The sequence below is a fragment of the Streptomyces sp. NPDC006691 genome, assembly GCF_042869955.1.
Lineage (GTDB): Bacteria > Actinomycetota > Actinomycetes > Streptomycetales > Streptomycetaceae > Streptomyces.
The window spans coordinates 215,816-231,954 of sequence record NZ_JBIAGW010000002.1 but is presented as its reverse complement, the minus strand read 5'-3'; the positions used below and the strand labels follow the sequence as shown (position 1 = coordinate 231,954).

At 68.8% G+C, this 16,139-nt stretch carries 12 protein-coding genes and 2 pseudogenes; 7 read left to right on the top strand and 7 right to left on the bottom strand.

The annotated features are described in order from the left end of the window. The first annotated feature begins 440 nt into the window (after positions 1-440). Positions 441-884: a hypothetical protein gene (locus ACFYNP_RS04610; RefSeq protein ID WP_388782581.1), complete on the top strand. Its 444-nt coding sequence runs from the start codon at positions 441-443 to the stop codon at positions 882-884. Between the two features lie 97 nt (positions 885-981). On the opposite strand, the pseudogene ACFYNP_RS04605 reads toward ACFYNP_RS04610, so the two are convergent. The 3 genes and pseudogenes from ACFYNP_RS04605 to ACFYNP_RS04595 form a co-directional block, all read right to left on the bottom strand. Beyond that, positions 982-1,329 (bottom strand): annotated as a pseudogene (locus ACFYNP_RS04605) (transposase); the annotation flags it as partial. Between the two features lie 104 nt (positions 1,330-1,433). After that, positions 1,434-2,261, bottom strand: a pseudogene (locus tag ACFYNP_RS04600) (IS5 family transposase). A 238-nt stretch (positions 2,262-2,499) separates the two neighbouring features. Further along, positions 2,500-3,132 (bottom strand): DUF4232 domain-containing protein, encoded by a 633-nt coding sequence (locus tag ACFYNP_RS04595; protein ID WP_388782578.1) that lies wholly within the window; start codon positions 3,130-3,132, stop codon positions 2,500-2,502. A gap of 460 nt (positions 3,133-3,592) precedes the next feature. Between ACFYNP_RS04595 and ACFYNP_RS04590 the strand changes: the two genes are divergently transcribed. Further along, entirely contained in the window at positions 3,593-4,786 is a 1,194-nt protein-coding gene (locus ACFYNP_RS04590; RefSeq protein WP_388783296.1) for a PP2C family protein-serine/threonine phosphatase, read from the top strand. A 447-nt stretch (positions 4,787-5,233) separates the two neighbouring features. On the opposite strand, the gene ACFYNP_RS04585 is transcribed toward ACFYNP_RS04590, so the two are convergent. Next, entirely contained in the window at positions 5,234-5,749 is a 516-nt protein-coding gene (locus ACFYNP_RS04585; RefSeq protein WP_388782576.1) for a GNAT family N-acetyltransferase, read from the bottom strand. A 399-nt stretch (positions 5,750-6,148) separates the two neighbouring features. On the opposite strand from ACFYNP_RS04585, the gene ACFYNP_RS04580 reads away from it, so the two are divergent. Next, positions 6,149-6,913, top strand: coding sequence for an SAM-dependent methyltransferase (locus ACFYNP_RS04580; RefSeq protein ID WP_388782574.1), 765 nt, complete (start codon positions 6,149-6,151; stop codon positions 6,911-6,913). Positions 6,914-7,132: 219 nt separating this feature from the next. Here the strand turns inward: ACFYNP_RS04580 and ACFYNP_RS04575 are convergent, their stop codons facing one another. The 3 genes from ACFYNP_RS04575 to ACFYNP_RS04565 all read right to left on the bottom strand — a co-directional run bounded on the left by ACFYNP_RS04575 (position 7,133) and on the right by ACFYNP_RS04565 (position 12,589). Then, on the bottom strand, positions 7,133-11,428 hold the full coding sequence (locus ACFYNP_RS04575; protein ID WP_388782571.1) for a trypsin-like peptidase domain-containing protein: 4,296 nt from the start codon (positions 11,426-11,428) through the stop codon (positions 7,133-7,135). Continuing rightward, positions 11,428-11,811, bottom strand: a complete 384-nt coding sequence (locus ACFYNP_RS04570; protein WP_388403740.1) for a CU044_2847 family protein — start codon at positions 11,809-11,811, stop codon at positions 11,428-11,430. Before ACFYNP_RS04570 ends, ACFYNP_RS04575 begins: the two co-directional genes overlap by 1 nt. Positions 11,812-12,169: 358 nt before the next feature. Beyond that, positions 12,170-12,589, bottom strand: coding sequence for a winged helix-turn-helix transcriptional regulator (locus ACFYNP_RS04565; RefSeq protein ID WP_388782568.1), 420 nt, complete (start codon positions 12,587-12,589; stop codon positions 12,170-12,172). Between the two features lie 73 nt (positions 12,590-12,662). Between ACFYNP_RS04565 and ACFYNP_RS04560 the strand changes: the two genes are divergently transcribed. The 4 genes from ACFYNP_RS04560 to ACFYNP_RS04545 all read left to right on the top strand — a co-directional run bounded on the left by ACFYNP_RS04560 (position 12,663) and on the right by ACFYNP_RS04545 (position 16,032). Further along, positions 12,663-13,436, top strand: coding sequence for an NADPH-dependent F420 reductase (locus ACFYNP_RS04560; protein ID WP_388782565.1), 774 nt, complete (start codon positions 12,663-12,665; stop codon positions 13,434-13,436). Between the two features lie 135 nt (positions 13,437-13,571). Continuing rightward, positions 13,572-14,375, top strand: coding sequence for an alpha/beta fold hydrolase (locus ACFYNP_RS04555; protein ID WP_388403738.1), 804 nt, complete (start codon positions 13,572-13,574; stop codon positions 14,373-14,375). Beyond that, positions 14,375-15,697, top strand: coding sequence for a PP2C family protein-serine/threonine phosphatase (locus ACFYNP_RS04550; protein WP_388782562.1), 1,323 nt, complete (start codon positions 14,375-14,377; stop codon positions 15,695-15,697). Before ACFYNP_RS04555 ends, ACFYNP_RS04550 begins: the two co-directional genes overlap by 1 nt. After that, entirely contained in the window at positions 15,697-16,032 is a 336-nt protein-coding gene (locus ACFYNP_RS04545) for an STAS domain-containing protein (protein ID WP_388782559.1), read from the top strand. The genes ACFYNP_RS04550 and ACFYNP_RS04545 overlap by 1 nt, the downstream gene beginning before the upstream one ends. Positions 16,033-16,139: the final 107 nt, after the last annotated feature.

The following is a 16,139-nucleotide window of genomic DNA, read 5'->3' as shown; positions in this document are numbered from 1 at the left end:
CATCAGTACACACCAAGCCATTCCTTCGCAGCCGAGCCATCAACTACCGATGGCCCGCCGCCGCGCCACGGGTCTGATGCGCGATCGGGTGACATCTTGACCTGCCCCACGGTGTGGGTTCCAGCTGCGGTGGCTGACTGGCAGCGTGGATGGTGTCTCGTGCGGAGAGTACTTCGTACTCGACAGGGGTGCGGTGGCCCAGTGATCATCGACGCTCTTGGCTTTGCATGCAGTTCCAGCAGATGCGATCGCACCGATACAACGCCTTGCGGCTGCGCAGATTGCCAACGCATGGCATCGACTTGACCCTCCATTGAGATCGAGCCTCTAGGGTCGCTGTCGCATGTGCATGCAACGGGGAGGGTTTGCGTGGGCGAGGGCAGCGGTGGCGGCAAGGTCCCCGAGATCACATTCTTCCCGGTTGGAAGGAGCTTTACCCCGTGATCGATTTCAGGTTCTCCGTACGGCCGGGACAAGGCGCCCCCAGCGGGTTTGACCTGGGCGACCTGGTCTGCAAGGGCGATCTTGGGGAAGTCTCCAGCATCGGTCATGTCCCGGATCAGGGCATGATGATCTACCTATCCGTGACGCAGCTGCTCGATGACCTCGCGGCTTTCCTAGTCGGCGCAGGAAAAACGCTGACCTTCACGGGAGTCGACACGTCCTTCGAGTTGGTGTTCCAGCAGGGTAAGAAGGAAATCTCCGTGGCGTGGAAGAACGGGGCGATTGCCAGGGTCAGCCGCAGCGATCTCGCGGAGTCCGTGGCCGAAGCCGCGTCGGAACTGGCGGGTTGGGGTCTCGCGTCGCTTCCCTCGCAGGATGCGGTCAAGGTCGACTATCTTGCTGCACTGAACAATTTCCTGACGACGGCGGTCCGCTCATGATGGCCTCGTGTCAACGGGTATCTCGACGCCTACTGGCACTGTCATCCAGGCAGGGCTCCGCATATCGATTCGAAACGCAAAGGGTTCTATTCGAGATTTAGCGGACGTGGGAGCCGCCGCAGTAGCCGCGGATTAGGTGTGGTTGGCGTTGACGGCGGTGGAAGAATCTGCGGGTTTCGGCGGAGAGTCGGGCCTGGTCTCGGGCCTGGTGGTGCATGGGCAGGCCGCGCTTGAGGTTGGCATCGACCAGCTCGTCCGGGTTCAGCTCCGGTGAGTACGACGGCAGGAAGTGCAGCTCGATCCGGTCGGGTTGATCGGCGAGCCGGGCGCGGACCTTGCGGGAGCGGTGGGCAGAGTGGCCGTCCAGGACAAGGTGGACCTTATGCGTGAAGTGTCCGGCGAGGCGGTCCGGGAAGCGGCACATCATGTCGGCGTCGAAGGCCTCGATGTCCTGCATCGTGATGCACGACTCGTTGATGCCGTCGGCGCGCTGCGTCAGAGGGCGTTTTCTCCTGTTGTTTCATCCCCGATTGCCCGGTGGAGAGCGGTTCAGGTGCCGCGCCAGCTCGGGGTGGATTCGGCGGTGAGCCTGCGGGTCATGAGGTTGGTCATTGCGAGGTGGATTATGGCTTCGGAGCGGTGTGGGTGGGCTTCGTAGTCGCGGGCGAGGCGTCGATGGTTCATGAACCGGCCCAGGGTTCTCCCGACGGTCCAACGGCGGGGGCAGGACGGCAAATCCCCTGGTGGCGGGGTCGCGGCGGACGATGTACATGTCGATGCCGAGGGTGGCGGCGTGTTCGACGAGGTGCTGGCGGTAGCCGCCGTCGACCCAGGTCTTGCGGACGGTGGGATGCTCGGTGGCGACCCGTTCGATGAGGATCTGTCCCGCGGTGGAGTCCTGCACGCTGGCCGCGGTGACGAGGACTTGGAGGAGAAGTCCGACGGTGTCGATGACAATGCTCCGCTTGCGGCCCACAATCTTCTTGCCTGCGTCGATGCCCTGCTCGCAGGCGGGAACATTGGTGGAGGTCTTGATGCTCTGGGAGTCGATGACACACGCGGTCGGTTCCCCCTCCCGGCCTTCCTGCCTGCGGACTTGTCGGCGCAGGAGGCTGTTGAGCTGGTCGAGGACACCTTCTTCCTGCCAGGCGTGGACGGTGCTCCAGTGCGGGTGGTCGTGCGGCAGGTAGCGCCATGGGATCCCGGTGCGGTTCACGTAGAGGACCGCGTCCAGCAGGCTCCGCAGGTCGTGGTCGGGAGGCCGGCCGATATCCAGCCCACGGCTGCGGCGTTCGGACCGCCAGGTGGTCTGGATTGGCTCGACCAACTCCCACGGGCATCGGACAAGTCACTGGGATAGCGGCGACGTTCAGGCATGGTTCCGAGCTACCCGCCCGCGACGCGGCGGTCCGGGCGCAGACCCCGGCGCCCGAAGCACACGGCGCACAGCTCGGTTTCTTGGGATGAAGCAGGAGCAGCCAGGCCAACACGGCGCCGGAATCACGACTCCTGCACCACCACTCACATCGACCTCAGCGGCCCCAGAAAAAGTGAAGCCTAAACCCGTGGATAATCACGCAAACCTGGCCCAAACGCCCTCTGTGAAGACGTTTCTCTAAGGCACCGGTTTGAAGACGGGCGTGACCTCAAGGCGTCCGGTGGGCTTGTCGCTCACCGGGAGGCTGAGGTCGACAGGAGCAGTGACGGAGTGCGTCTCGTTGGGAGGGATGACCACGAGCGCGGTGACGTGGACGCCGGAGCCGCCGGTGTTGTTGAACGGATACACCACATCGGCCGTAGCCGTCCTGCCCGCTCGGAGCGTGAACGGAATGCCGACTTCCTGCTTGTTGCGGTCCACTGACTGCTTGCCGTAGTTGGTCGTGAGGTCGACGCCGGGGAACCCAGCCATACGGCAGTCTCCGCCCCGATTCGTGAACGTGATCAGGATCGAGCCCACGCCCTGGCGGGCTTCGCCCTGGTTCTTCGCCGCGATGCGCAGATTCGAGGTGCGGCACGCCGACGACGCCGGACTGGAGTCCGAGCCGCCCGCCGCTTTGCCGGACGATGAGCCGTCGGGGGCCTTGGATGCCGGCCGGCTGGGCGGCGCCGTGGACGCAGCTGCCTTCGAGGGGGAACCGCCCGCGTTGTCCGAGTCCCCGGAACCGCTCCCTCCACATGCGGTCAGCAGGGCGGCAGCTGCCAGGACGACGGAGTTGGCAGCTGCCCAGCGGGCGGATTTGCGGCGCATATGGAGGCTCCTCGGTGGATCGGGCGGCGCGGTGCGGCGTCCGGCGCGCACGGGGTGTGCGGCGCCGATCTTCTCCTTTCCCGGGCGGCGTCCGGCAATCCGTCGGCGCCCAGGACAGGGCCGGGAAACCCGGGTCGACGGACAAACGGACGAGGGGCCGTAGCCAAGGCGCGGGGGCCGCTGACGCGTTGGGCGGCGTGGGATCGGCCGGTCGGTTCGGTGATCGAGGTGGCGGCGGGGTAGGTGTGGCACCACGACGTGTCGATATGCGCCAGGGCACGGAACCGTTACGCAGCGGCCCCTGCCCCAGGGTGCCGCCGAGCAGTGAGGAGCCGCAATGCCCACACACCAGAACAGCCTGGGCGGTGGACGTGCTGCCCACCCCCGCCTGTCCGCCGACGGCGGCGGCGGGGCGACGACGCTGGCGGAGATTCTGGAGGCGGCGGAGAGCGCGCCTCCAGTGGAGTCCCTCGACGTGGTCGCGCGGATCCTCCAGGCCCGGCTCGGGGCCTTGGCGGTGTCGTTCCTGATCACCGATTTCACGGGCAGTTCGGTCGTGAGACTGGGTGTCGCGGGCAGTGTCGAGACCGGCGAGCCGGCCCGGCGCATCTCGCTGGCAGACACCGTCTACGACGATGTGATCCGCACCCAGCGCCCAGCCGTGGAGAGCGGGAGGGCGGGGGAACTGGTGCGAGTCGTAGCTCCGGTGACCAACCGCGGTGACGCCATCGGACTGCTGGAGCTGTTCCTGCCCGCGGCACCGGGCCCCGAGGTGATGCGAGAGATCGGCGAACTGGCGCACGGTCTTGCCTACATCGTCATCGCCAACCGTCCCTTCACCGACCTCTACCAGTGGGGCCGGCGCACGCTGCCGCTGAGCCTGGCCGCCGAGATCCAGCACCGGTTGCTCCCGGCGTCGCTGACCTGTGAGGCCGCACAGTTCGCGGTCGCCGGGGCGCTGGAGCCCGCCGCCCACGTAGGAGGGGACACCTTCGACTACGTCCTGGACCGTGACACCGTGCAGTTGTCCATTACCGACGCCATGGGCCACGACGTGCAAGCAGCCCTGCTGGCCACGCTGGTGGTGGGCGCCTTGCGCCGGGCGCGGAGGGCGGGCGCCGACCTGGAGGAGCAGGCGCGCCAGGCCGACTTGGCCATGCGCGAACACACGCCACAGGCGTACGTGACCGGCCAGCTCCTGCGGATCAGCCTGTACGACGGTTCCACGGAGTTCATCAACGCCGGCCACCCCTGGCCCCTGCGGCTGCGTGACGGCCACGTACAGCAGATCACGCCCCAGGTCGACATGCCCTTCGGCGTTCAGGTCCCGCACACCTACCGGGTGCAGAAGCTCGACCTGCGCGACGGTGACCGGCTGGTGATGTTCAGCGACGGCGTGCTGGAACGCAAGGCCCGAGCCCTGGACCTCACCGACCTGATCACCCGCACCTCCTCGCTGCACCCCCGAGAGGCCGCCCGCACCCTGGTCGCCGCAGCCGTCGACGCGGGCCAGGGCCACCTGGACGACGACGCGACCGTCATCTGCCTGGACTGGCACGGCACCGCCCGCTCCCAGCGCGACGCCGGCACCGGAGCCAACCTCACCGGCGCCTCCGCCCCCTCGTCGGCACGCCACACAACCGACGAGCGCTGACCCGCACAACACTCCACAGCCCCTGGTTCAGCGGTGGCGGATTTTCCGCAGGCGACGGCCAGAAGCTGGACTCGGTCGTCGAGCCCGCCGGCAAGGTCACCGGTCGCAGGATCGGCGACACGGTGCTGCCGGTGCTCGCCCTCGGCCTCGGGCGCCGCTTCGTCAAGCCGCTCGACGAGATGTACGGACTGCTCGTCCGCTACCGCGACGACAACGTCTTCGACGGCTCGAAGTTCGCGGCCCGCCTTTCCGGATTCCAGGTCACGAGCTACCGCGAGGGAGGGGGGCGGATCCGGATCCTCGCCGGCCGACCGGCCGACAGCTCCTCCTGTCGGCCGGCTCGTGCCGCGATGCCGAGCCTGCTCCGGCATTTCGACGGTCCTGGAATTCCGAGGGTCCTGGAATTCCGAGGGTCCTGGAACGCATCGCTTCCAGGACCCCGTGCCGTCAGTGCCGGTCGCGTTCCGGGATCGCGATCCTGAACGTGGCCAGGCTCTCCCCGGTTGCCCAGCGGTGGAAGCCGGCCTTCTCCAGTACTCGGACGGAGGCCGGGTTCGACAGTTCCACGTCGGCGTTCACGGCGTGGACTTCTGGCGCGGTGAGGGCGAAGTCGGCGAGTGCCCGGGTGGCCTCGGAGGCGTAGCCGCGGCCGCGTCGGGAGGTCACCATGCCGTATCCGATCTCAAGGACGCCTTCGCTCGGCGGCCAGAACAGGCCGATGGAGCCCACCACGAGGCCGCTGTCGCGTTCGATGACCAGACGGTGGCCGTAGGGGCCGAGCCAGTCGGGGTGCTGCTCGAAGAGGCCCGCGATCACCCGGTCGCCTTCGGCGGGAAAGTCGTCCGCCCAGTACGGGGACCGGATGCCGTCGAGGACCGCGTCTGCCTCGCTCCTGGTCCAGGGGCGCAGGAGGAGGCGCTCGGTGATCACGTCGGCGGGGAGGGGTGAAGCAGAGGAAGACATGTGTCTCTCCTGGTCGTTGGGAACGACCGGCCGCGTTCTGTCAGCGCACGGGCCGGACGAGGACATGCTGATGACGGCGAACGGCAACCATATTCATCAACCTCCTCGTCCCGAGATCACGCGTCTGTCGCGCAGGCGTGAGATTAGTGACCGCCCCTCAACGGAGGCAACTCATTTCCGGGCCGCCGCCACCCGCCACGACCGGCGCGGACACGTCTGCCTCGGCACCGTCATCGCCGCCGCCCTGTTCGTCCGGCTCCGCTCGTGACCCCACTCGTGACCCCACTCGTGGCCCCAGGAGCGGAATCGAGTACTGGCATCGTGCACGGGGACGGGCCGCGGAGGTGGTGGACGAAATGCGGTTGCCACGAGGGCGACGATCGGCTTGGGTTCGACCTCGTGGCTGCCTTGAATGATCTCGTACGTCCGGACCGCTATCCGCGCTCCTCCCGCTATGACCCCGCCTGGTTGATCGGCCTTGACATGGGTCCGAACCCGTTGTGGCTGCTGGAGGATCTCGCCCGGGATCTTGATCTGCGCCCGGGCATGCGGATCCTCGACCTCGGCTCCGGCAAGGGCGCCACATCGGTGTTCCTCGCCCGCGAGTACGGCGTCCAGGTCGTCGCGGCCGACTTGTGGATCGCCCCCGAGGACGCGGCAGCCGTCTTCACCGAAGCGGGTGTCGGTGACCGGGTGGAGGCCGTGCGAGCGGAGGCGCACGCCCTGCCGTTCGAGGAAGCGAGCTTCGACGCGATCGTGAGCATCGACGCGTTCGAGTACTTCGGAACGGCGGACAACTACCTTCCCTACCTGGCCCGGTTCCTCCGCCCCGGCGGACAACTGGGCATGGCGACTCCGGCCATGACGCGGGAGGTTCGTGAGCTCGGGGCCATCCCGCCCCACATCAAGGAACTGGTCGGCTGGGAGGCGATCGCCTGGCACACCGCGGAATGGTGGCGCTTCCAGTGGGCGATCACCGACTTGGTGGAGGTCACGTCCGCGCGGCTGCAACAAGACGCCTGGCAGGACTGGCTGTTGTGGGCGCGGGCATGCGCCGAGCACCAGAAGGACGGCCGGAAGGCGAACCGGCCTGTCATCGACATGCTCACCACGGACGGCGGCGAATTCCTCTCCTTCGCTCTCGTGACCGCCCGCAAGCACTGACCCGGGCCGTCCGTCATCAGCCCCTGGGATCTACCGGACCGGTTCCGCCATCAGCCCCTGGGATCTACCGGACCGGTTCCGCCATCAGCCCCTGGGATCTACCGGACCGGTTCCGCGGCGGCGCCGGCCGGCAGGTGTGGAAGACGGCCCCTCACCCAACTGATCAGGTCACCTTCGACCGAGTAGGGGCTGTCAGCGTCGAAGCCGGGGAGATGCGCCCTAGCGGCTGGGGCAGACCTGACTCGCCGGCACGTGTACGGGGAGGCTGGCTCTTTCGTCGGCGGTGAACTCGCGGGAACCGATGGTGCGGCACAGCTCGCGCTGCCACGCGGCGGGGTCCAGGGCGAGGGTGCCTCCCAGGCCGTTCGGGTCGGCGTAGATCAATGTCTTGCCGTCTTTCGAACTGTCCAGGAACCAGTACGGGTGTTCCAGATCGCTGGTGGGCAGCGGGCCGAACTCGTAGGAGTCCTGGTAGGAGCGGTCCCCCACGCGGTAGGTGCGTACGGTGTTGTTGGCGGCGATGAGGTAGCGGCCGTCGCCGTCGAGGAAGCGCGCTGTCCACCGGTCCGCACTGTCCTCGCTGAGGCTGCGGAAGGGGCCGAGTTCCCTGCGCAGCGGGTGGCGCCGCCACAGCTCCACCACCGATCCTCGGCGCATCAGTGCGAAGTAGCGGCCGCTGGGGTCGAATTGCACGGCGAGGACGTCGTCGGTGGTCTTGACTGTGTCCGTTGTGCGGCCGGTGATGATGTCAACGATGCGGATCACGGGATCGCCCAGGGTGATGACGAACACCGCGTTCGGGGCCGGGCAGGGGCCGACAAGTATCTCCGGAGGGCCTTGGGGGCCGCTGTGCGGTAGCAGCGTCTTGATGTCGAAGTGCGCGAGCCGACTGCCGGTGTGCGGGTCCCACTGCTCCACCTGGGTTCCCGAAACGGTCAGCAGGTTCCCCCTGGGGTCGAAGAAGTAGCTGAAGTCCCATTTCGGGGAGGTGTTGCCGCCTCCCAGGATCGGCGGTGGAGCCTGGCCCCGGGTGGGTGGCGGGGAGGCGGCGGTGATCGCTGCTGTCTGCCGCAGAGTGGCGGCGTCGCGCACGGAGACCACGTTCACGCCTTCGCGGTCGGCGAAAAGGCGTCCGTCGCGGGTGAACCGCAGTAGGTCGTTGTGTTCGGGCTTCCAGTAGGGCTTCGGGCGTGGAGCCTCGGCGAGGATCCGGTAACCGTCTGCCCCTGAGGGCCTCAGTTGGAGGCTGGATCCGTCGGCGAGCACGCTGACCGTCCTGCTGGCGTCGTCGGTGAGGGCCTGTTGGCTGACGTCGAGTACCTGGTCGCCCGCGGGGAGTTCGGTGTAGCTGATCAGTGAGCCACTCGACTCCGCGTTGAAGAGCCTTCCGCCGGCCCCGGACACCAGGCGGGAGCCGTCCCCGTGCCCGTCGTCCGGGATAAGGGAGACCACCTTTCCCCGGTCCAAGTCCACCACGCGCCGAGCATCGGGGTACCAGAGGGCGACCCGGTGCCCGGTGGTGTCCACGTTGCCGGTGCCGAGCGAACACAGGTCCGTCTTGTAGCGCCGGTCCTGCTCGCGGTACTGCTGGCCCTGCTGGACGCCGTCGGAGACGCGCAGGCGGCTCAGGGCGGTCTGGCCGGACTCCTTGCGGCAGACCACCACCGAGGTACGGTCCCCGGAGAGCCCGAACGAGTCTGCCCGGGAGACCACGGTCCGTGTCGCGCCCGTGGCGAGGTCGATGGCGATCAGGCCGAAGATGTGCTGCCGCTCCGGCCCGGCGACCTGGACCAGGAGGGCCCGGTTGTCCGCACCGAACGACAGGTCGAACGCGGTGTACGTGGGCGCGGGCACGGACCCGCCCACGGTGTTGCTGTCCAGGTTCCACCACACCAGGCGGTCCTGCACCCTTGAGACGATCATCGTTCCGTCCAGCGACATCGCGGTGATGGCGCTCTTGTCCGAGCCGGTGGCCGCCCCCGGCGCGTCCGGCAGTGTGTGCACTTGGCCGACCGGCTGGACGGCGTCGGCATCCACGGAGAACCATGCGGCCTTGCCGTCCTCCTGGGCGTAGCCGGCCCGCTTTCCGTCCGCCGAAACCATCGGGTACAGCACCTGGCCGGTGGCGGGGACCTGCTCGCTGCGCACCGTCCCGGTGACAGCGTGGACGAACAGCATCGCCTTGCCCAGCTTCGAGGTGGCCAGCACCACATTGCCGTCACGGCTCGTCTGGAACCGCTGGACGGTTCCCAGCAGACCGGACAGGACACGATCCTTGTTGGAATTCGCCACGTACGTGCGCAGCAGCTGGTTGCGGGCCTCCTGGGTGGGCGAGGTCTGATAGGCCGCCAGGGCCAGCATGACCGAGCGCACGGGGTCGACGGATGCCGCATCCTGCGACGCCTGCGTCAAGGCGCGGGAGGTGGCAAGGCTCTCGCGTTCCCTGCTCTGCTGCCGCGCGGATACGAACAGCGTCCCGAACACCAGCGCCAGCACTGCGATGACGGCGGTCCCGCAGACGAGTGCCCGACGCTTGCGGGTCCGGGAGCGGCGGTAGGTACGCCCGGCTTCCAGGTAGGCGTGCTCCGCGGTGTTCAGGTCGCGGTCGTGGTCGGGCAGCCACTGCCGGCCGCCCGCCAGCAGGGTTGTGGTCGGCAGCAGTTCGGCAGTGCGTGCCCCACGCTCCCAGCGGTCCCTGTCGTGCCGCAAGGACTCCCGCCACACCAGGAACGCACGGTCCTGGGCGACCCAGTCCGCCAGCTTGTCCCAGCCGGTGATCAGTGCCTCGTGCGCGAGTTCCACGGTCTGGGTGCTTTCGGCACTGAGTGCGGTGACCAGCAAGCGGGTGGTGGCCAGTTGCTGGGCGATGCGCCACTCGTCCTCGCCCAGATCCGCGCGCGATGCCATGCGGCGCGTGGCCGCCGACGTTCCGGCAGGTATGCGGATCAGCTGGGTGAACAGTCGCCGGGCGGCTGCCTCGTCCTTTGCCGGAACGTTTCTCGCCCAGACCTCATCGGCGTGTCTGCTCAACGCACCGGCGACACCGCCGAGTTCCTCATATACCTGGTGGGTGAGCAGCCCGCCGGCCTGGTTCTGCCACAGCAGATCGAGAGTGAGGCCGAGCAGCGGCAGGGCTCCCGGCTCAGTGCCGGTGTCGGCCAGGATGCGGTCGGCCAGGTGCGGTTCGTACCGTACGCCCGGGACGGACGTGATGGGCGCGGTGATGATCTCGCGGAGCTGCTCTTGGCTCAGCGGCCCGAGAGCATAGATCTGCCGGCGGACAAAGGGGCCGAGGCGCGGATGCGCCAGGGCCGTCTCCAGGAAGTCGGCTCGCACCGTGACCAGCACCCGGACCGTGCCCGGCAGGCTGTCGTCGAACAGGACACCGGCCAGCTCGTCGACGGCCACCGGGCCGAGCTGGAGCAGTTCCTCGAACTGGTCGACGATGAGCACCAGTTGGCGACTTCCGTGCCGTCTGAGGAGGAAGGGAACGACATCAGCCAGTCCCTGCGGCTCTTTCAGCCAGCCGGTCATGGCGGGTATCCGCAAGATCCGGTCCGTCTCGGACAGGTCGGACTCCAGGAGCGACAGCAGAGCGGCGGCGAGCGCGGCCAGGGGGCTGCTGCCGGAATCGGGGCGCAGGTCCAGCACCGAGGCCCCCGAGGCCCGCAGGAGCGGCACGGCTCCGGCCATCGCCAGCGATGACTTTCCGGAGCCCGACGGGCCGACGAGAGCGGTCCACCGCTCGCGGGCGACCAAGTCGGCGAGGGCGCTGCTCTCGGACCGTCTGCCGTGGAAGACCGGTGCATCGGCCTCCTGGAAGTGCGACAGCCCACGGAACGGCGAGGGCGGCAGGGCGAGTTCGCGCAACGGCACCCAGGCGGACAGCAGTCCGTCGGTGGGGATCAGGTAGCCCGCCGGAGGCTCTCCGGCCTCGGCCACCGCCACCATGCCGATCACACCGACGAGTTGCTCGTCCCACACCGGGCCGCCGCTGAACCCCCTGGATATCCGGTAGCCGTTGGTGGCCAGATCGGCCTGAACCCATCCGTTGGCCTGCCGCGCCCGCAGCACGCCGGAGTGCCAGACGCCTCCCGGACGCCCGGCGGGGAACCCGAAGGTCCGCACGGGGTGTCCCCACACGTCCTGAGCCTCGACCAGCCGGATGGGCCGGCCCCCGGGCAGCGGAGCGCTCAGCCGCAGCACGGCTACGTCCCCGATGGGGGACGATCGCGGTGGTACCCAGTGCTCCACACGAGCCGTGACCTGTGACCCGTCCCCTCCGGGCGGGGGCAGCAGGGGCAGGTCGACATTGATCAGCACGTCGGCGGCCGGCTCGACGCCATCCGGCAGGCCAAGCGCGGCCGAGATCACGTGCGCGCACGTCAGAGCCCGCTCCGGGGTGATCAGGAAGCCCAGGCCCACCGAGGCGCCCCGCCCGTCAAAGATCCGCAGAACGGCCGCGTCGAGAGCCCCCGGACCCGTGCCTCCGGCCGCACCGGAAGCCAGCGGCATCACCGTGCCGGTTCCGGAGGCAGAGCGGGCGTGAGGGAATCCGAATCGTCGGGCCGTGTCCGGTGCCAGGTGAGCGACACCTTGAAATTGGCCTGAGCCGCCGTGCTGGAGATCACCACATCGGCCTCGGCGGAGAGCGACACCCCGAACTCGACACCGATCTCGTCGGGCGCGTCAACCATCCCACGGAAGCCCTCCACGAGATGCTGCGCGACCGGACGGACTCCAGCCAGCATGTCGCCCAGAGACCGCGTGGCCCGTGCCACCACCCGGCCCGGCCCGGCGACCTGGACCAGACCGTCCCCCACCTCCTCGATCTCGACCTTCACCACGTCCGCTGTCCCGCCCACCACGCCTACCGGCAACTCCACCAGATACGTCATGGCTCCCCCTTCGGACGGGAACTTCCGTCCCGCCACACAAGCCCCATCGCACTACCACCCCGTCGGTAACGCAGCCAGCATCCTTTCCCAGTCATTGCCGGATGAGAACCCGCCTTACTGGCCAAGTCGTCGCCGTTGGGACAGAGGGCGGTCGCGTCATTGGACTGCGAGGACGTCCGGGCGGGTGGCCATGTCGGTTGCGCCGGCGCAGGAAGCGTGCGGGGCCCGGGTGTCTGCGAGAGCTGGTCGTCTCCGATGGAGCGGTGGCCGTGGAAGTAGGTGATTCCGTGGGTGCGGCGGTAGGCGGCCGGTCCATGTCTTCGTGCGCGGAGGGTGATCCCGATCCGGACGGGCCTGACTATGGTGCGTCGCAGCTGGTCGCCGCGTTCGCGGTGGGACGAGCGGGCTGACGAGCGGACTGCGGGTCGGGTGCGCATGCTGCTTCCCGGGCGGCCATCACCTCATCGCCGTGCTCGAAGGCCCACGCGCCGATGGCGTCGATGGGCGCCAGCAAGGTTCGTCCCAGAGCCGTGAGGTGGTACTCGATCCCTGATGACGCGCCGGGGTGTGCCCGCCGGTCGACCAGACCGTTGAACTGCAGCCGCCGCAGGGTCTCGGTGAGGACCTTGGAGCTGATGCCTCCGATCCGCTCCCGCAGTTCGACTGGGCGCCCGGGGCCGTCGCGCAGCGCCCAGAGCACCACGGCATTCCAGGTGTTGGAGAGCAGGTCGAAGGCGAGGCGGGCACGGCAGTCGGCGAGGAAGGCGTCGGTCGTCACTTACCAAATGGTGCCCGAACGGCCTTCTAGCGTCGGTACGAACCGTCAAAACAGGCACGGAGAGGAACGCGTGATGAGAATCGGCGTGCTGGGAACGGGCAACATGGCCGAGGCGCTCGCCACCCACTGGGTGCGGGCCGGCCACGAGGTGATCATCGGGGGACGGGACGCGCACAAGGCGGAGCGGCTCGCGACGCGCATCGGAGAGGGCGTGAAGCCTGCCGGCCCGTATGCGGCGGCCGAGTTCGGTCAGGTGGTCCTGGCCGCGTTGCCCTTCGGCGCGGGAGCGGACGTGGCACGGGACCTGCACACGGCCTTGGAGGGCAAGGTGCTGCTCGACTGCTCCAATCCGGTCGGGCCGGGCTTCCGGCTCCTGACGCAAGGAGGCCCCTCGGCCGCGCGGCGACTTGCCGCGGCGGCACCGGGAGCCCACGTGGTCAAGGCTTTCAACCTCTGCCACGAGAGCGTGTGGCGCATGCGGCCGCCCGTCTTCGACGGTCGGCCCCTGGCCGTGCCCACCTGCGGGGACGACGAGAGGGCCGTCGCGCGTGTGCGCGAGTTGGTGCAGGACGTGGGCTGCCAACCCGTGGCTGGAGGCGGTCTCGAACGGGCAGGACTCCTGGAGGCAACCGCCGCGCTGTTCATCGCCCTGTGGGTGGGCGAAGGGGCTGATGCGCAAGCCATCGCGCCTCCGCTGGCCTACGCGGCCGGACCGAGCCACCAGGAAACAGCGGGCGGCACGAGGGCGGTCCGTCAGGGGCTCCGAGCGGAAGCGCTGACCCGGGCTCCTTGCTCGCCGACACCGGGGAGCGGCGCGTGCGTCTCCTCCCCGGTGCGGAACACCTGAGCACCTCACGCAGGGCAGGAAGGTCTTCGGCCTTCTCTTCCGCGGGAGGTGTGGGTGATGTGGAGAGGGCGGCGAGAGGTGGGGATGATGTAGAGGCGGGGCGGAGGGGTGCGGGGAATCTGTCAGGCTGAAGGGATGGATATTGCTCGCAGGAACAACGTCACGGTCACCGGGAACCCCCACGGGCCGGTGGTGGTACTGGCCCACGGCTTCGGCTGTGACCAGAACATGTGGCGGCTGACACTGCCTGCTCTCGTTGAGGACTACCGGGTGGTGTTGTTCGACTACGTGGGCTCGGGGCACTCGGATCTGTCCGCGTTCTCCGAGCGCCGCTACGCCTCCCTCGACGGTTACGCGCAGGACGTGGTCGAGGTGTGTGAGGCCCTCGATCTGCGAGATGCGGCGTTCGTGGGGCACTCGGTCAGCGCGATGATCGGCGTCCTGGCCGCGGGTATGGCCCCGGAGCGCATCGGGTCTCTGGTGATGGTGGCTCCCTCGCCCCGTTACGTCGACGACGAGGGCTACCGGGGCGGCTTCAGCGGCGAGGACATCGAGGAACTGCTGGCGTCCCTGGAGTCGAACTATCTCGGGTGGTCCACGGCGATGGCTCCGGTCATCATGGGCAACCCCGAACGACCCGAACTCGGCGCGGAACTCACGAACAGTTTCTGCGCCACCGATCCGGACATGGCACGTGTCTTCGCCCGCACCACGTTCCTCTCGGACTCCCGGGACGATCTGAAGTCGGTCACGGTGCCGACGCTGGTCCTGGACTGCACGCAGGACGTGATCGCCCCGCGTGAGGTCGGCGCCTTCGTCCACCAGGCGATTCCCGGCTCGACCCTGATCACGCTCGATGCGACCGGGCACTGCCCGCACCTGTCCGCCCCCGAGGCGACCAACGAAGCCATCACCGCGTTTCTGGCAGGTCTGCGGTGATGTGCCGCACAGACCAGCAGGACGAGCCGCCCGACAGTCAGGGACAGAGCGAGGGGCCGACGGCGAACGCGGCGTTCGCCGCGCTGTTGGAGGACAGCACGGAAGAGCTGTACGAGAACGCCCCGTGCGGCTACCTGTCCACACTGATGGACGGCACCATCGCGAAGGTCAACAGCACCCTGCTGGACTGGCTCGGCCTGGAGCGCGAGGCGGTGGTGGGCCAGAAGCGGTTCACCGACCTGCTGACCGTGGGCGGCAAGCTGTACCACGAGACGCACTTCGCCCCCCTCTTGCGGATGCAGGGCGAGATCAGCGGCATCGCCCTGGAGATCAAGCGGGCCGACGGCAGCCGGATCCCCGTCCTGGTCTCCAGCACGGTCAAGCACGGCAGCACCGGTGAACCCCTCCTCATCCGCACCACCGTCTTCGACGCCAGCGACCGCCGCGCCTACGAGGAAGAACTGCTGCGCGGCCGCAAGGCAGCCGAGGAAGCCCGCAAGCAGGCGGAAGCCGACCGCGCCCGGCTCCAGGACGCCCTCGCCGTACTCCAGCAGTCGCTGCTGCCCGCCGCCCTGCCGACGGTGCCGGGCGTGGAGACAGCCGCTTACTACCACACCGCCTCGCCCGACCAACTCGGCGGCGACTTCTACGACGTGTTCCCCGTCGACGAGAAGCGCTTCGCGTTCTTCCTCGGCGACGTGTGCGGCAAGGGCCCCCAAGCGGCCGCGGTTACCTCACTGACCCGGTACACCCTGCGCGCCGCCGCGCTCCACGACCCCGATCCCGTCGCCGCGCTCACCACGCTCAACACCGTGCTGCACGAGCGCTACACCAGCGGCGACCCCCGCTACTGCACCGCCATCTACGGCACTCTGGAACCGGATCCCGCCACCGGCCGGATCGCTGTACGCCTGGCGTCCGGCGGTCACCCGCCGGCCCTCGTCCTGCGCGCCGACGGCACGGCCGATTACCTGCCCACCCCCGGCGGCCTCCTCGTCGGAATACTGCCCAAGGCCCCTTTCGCCACGGCGGCCACCGTCCTTGAGCCCGGCGACACGCTTCTGCTCTACACCGACGGCCTCACCGAGGCCCGCACCGGCCAGGACCGCACCGCCCTCTTCGGCGACGAAGCCCTGCACGCCTTCGCCACCGACCACGCCGGCCAGCCCGCCCCTGCCCTCATCCAGGCTCTGACCAGCCTGCTCGACGGCTTCGGCGACGGACTCGACGACGACACGGCACTCCTGGCCCTCGGCGCCCCCGCCTCCACCCGCCCCGTTCCCGCCCATCCAGCCCCCACCCCGGCAACGAAGACCATGTGATGCATCCCTTGAAGATCACCACCCGAGAAGCCGTGACCGGACCCGTCGTTGAGATCAACGGGGACCTCGACTACGAAACCGCCCCCCAGCTGCGCAACGCGCTGTCCGCCCTCGCTCTGGAGCCGGGCCAGTGTCTGGTCCTGGACCTGGGCGGACTCAAGTTCTGCGACTCCAGCGGGATAGCCGCAATGATCGCCGGCCACAACCTCGCACGAGCGGCACAGGCCGAGATCGCCCTCGCCGCGGTCCCTCCCGACACACTCCGCATCCTGCGGATCGTGGGCCTGGACCACGTTTTCACGCTGCGGCCCGGCAGCACCCGCAAAACCGGGTGACCCGGCCGTCGGATCAGCCGCTGAAGGTGGCTTCCGCGGCGGTGGCACTGTCGCAGGTCCGCAGGAGCCGGTCAGCGCCGGTCACTTGGCAGATCTGCTGCACCGCC